This is a genomic window from Streptomyces sp. NPDC059564, from assembly GCF_042735575.1.
Lineage (GTDB): Bacteria > Actinomycetota > Actinomycetes > Streptomycetales > Streptomycetaceae > Streptomyces.
Map to the genome: position 1 here is coordinate 1 of NZ_JBHWBP010000659.1, position 1,715 is coordinate 1,715.

Here is a 1,715-nt window from a genome sequence, read left to right on the forward strand (position 1 = left end):
GACCCGAGCGGGGTCCGCGGCAGCCGTTCCCGGGAAGCGCCCGAGGAGAGATCCGAAGGCGCCCCCGGGGGCGGTGACTCGTGACAACCCCTGCATCGCGGCGCGGCACCCCTCGCGCCACTGCCACGGCACCGCCAGCTCGAAAACACGTGGAACCGGTTTGGGCGAATCGTTTCCGCATCCCTCGGGAGCAAGAAACCGCAGCACCCACAACTCCATACAGGCTCGACTAGCAACGCTTTCGCACCACCTCCAAGACACCCACGTCCCTGCCGACGTGTTACCCGACCGGAGGAAGCCGTGGCCGAAACGCCCAGGTTTCGCAAAGACGCAGTCGCAGTACCGGAGGAGAAGCACCCGGTCGACGAGACCTTGCCTCCGCTGAAGATGTTCACGAGCGGACTGCAGCACGTCGCGGCGATGTACGCCGGTGTCGTGGCCCCGCCCATGATCGTCGGCCCCGCCGTCGGTCTCTCCGCCACCGAGACCGCCTTCCTGATGGGCGCCTCCCTCTTCACCGCCGGCCTCGCCACCCTCCTCCAGACCCTCGGGATCTGGAAGATCGGTGCCAAACTCCCCTTCGTCAACGGCGTTTCCTTCGCCGGTGTGACCCCGATGATCGCCATCGGCAAGGATCAGGGGGCCGACGCCATCCCCGTGATCTTCGGCGCGATCATCGTCGCCGGACTGGTCGGCTTCCTCGCCGCCCCCTACTTCGGCAAGCTCGTCCGCTTCTTCCCGCCCGTCGTCACCGGCACCGTCATCACGCTGATCGGCGTGTCCCTGCTCCCGGTGGCGTTCAACTGGTCGCAGGGCGGCAACCGCACCGCCACCGACTACGGCTCGATGAAGAACATCGGCATGGCCGCCCTCACCCTGGCGATCGTCCTGCTGATGCGGAAGTTCCTGCGCGGGTTCCTGCAGCAGATCTCCATCCTGCTCGGCCTGGTCGCGGGCACGCTCGTCGCGATACCGCTGGGCATGACCAGCTTCGACGCCGTCAAGAACGCGGACGTCATCGGCTTCCCCACGCCGTTCCACTTCGGCGCCCCGCAGTTCCAGGTCGCCGCGATCATCTCCATGTGCATCGTCATGCTGGTCTGCATGACCGAGTCCACCGCCGACATCCTCGCCCTCGGCAAGATCGTGGGCCGCCCGGCGGACGCGAAGACCATCGAGGGCGGCCTGCGCGCCGACACCCTCGGCAGCGCGCTCAGCCCGCTGTTCAACGGCTTCATGTGCAGCGCCTTCGCCCAGAACATCGGGCTCGTGGCGATGACCAAGGTGCGCAGCCGGTTCGTGGTCGCCGCGGGCGGCGGCATCCTGATCCTGCTGGGCCTGTGTCCGATGGCCGCCTCCGTCATCGGGGTCGTCCCGCTGCCGGTCCTCGGCGGTGCCGGCATCGTGCTCTTCGGCTCGGTCGCGGCCAGCGGCATCCAGACCCTGGCGGGCGCGGCCATGGAGAAGGGCGAGAACGCCCTGATCGTCGCCGCCTCGGTCGGCATCGGCCTGATCCCGATCGCCGCACCCGGCTTCTACCACGCCTTCCCGAAGGACCTCCTCGTCGTCCTCGACTCCGGCATCAGCACCGGCTGGCGTCGGCGCGCGACGAGGCGGGCGAGCGGGCGGCGCTGGCCCAGGAGGAGTACGAGCAGCTGAAGGCCGAGGTCGACGGCCTGGACGCGGACGACCACGAGCTCGGCGAGGCCCATGAG

The 1,715-nt window shown here is 68.8% G+C and carries 1 protein-coding gene; it reads left to right on the forward strand.

What is annotated here, in order from left to right; translation table 11 throughout:
* Positions 1-300 precede the first annotated feature (300 nt).
* Entirely contained in the window at positions 301-1,659 is a 1,359-nt protein-coding gene (locus tag ACFV0Q_RS41400) for a nucleobase:cation symporter-2 family protein (protein WP_385013254.1), read from the forward strand.
* The last annotated feature ends 56 nt before the right edge of the window (positions 1,660-1,715 follow it).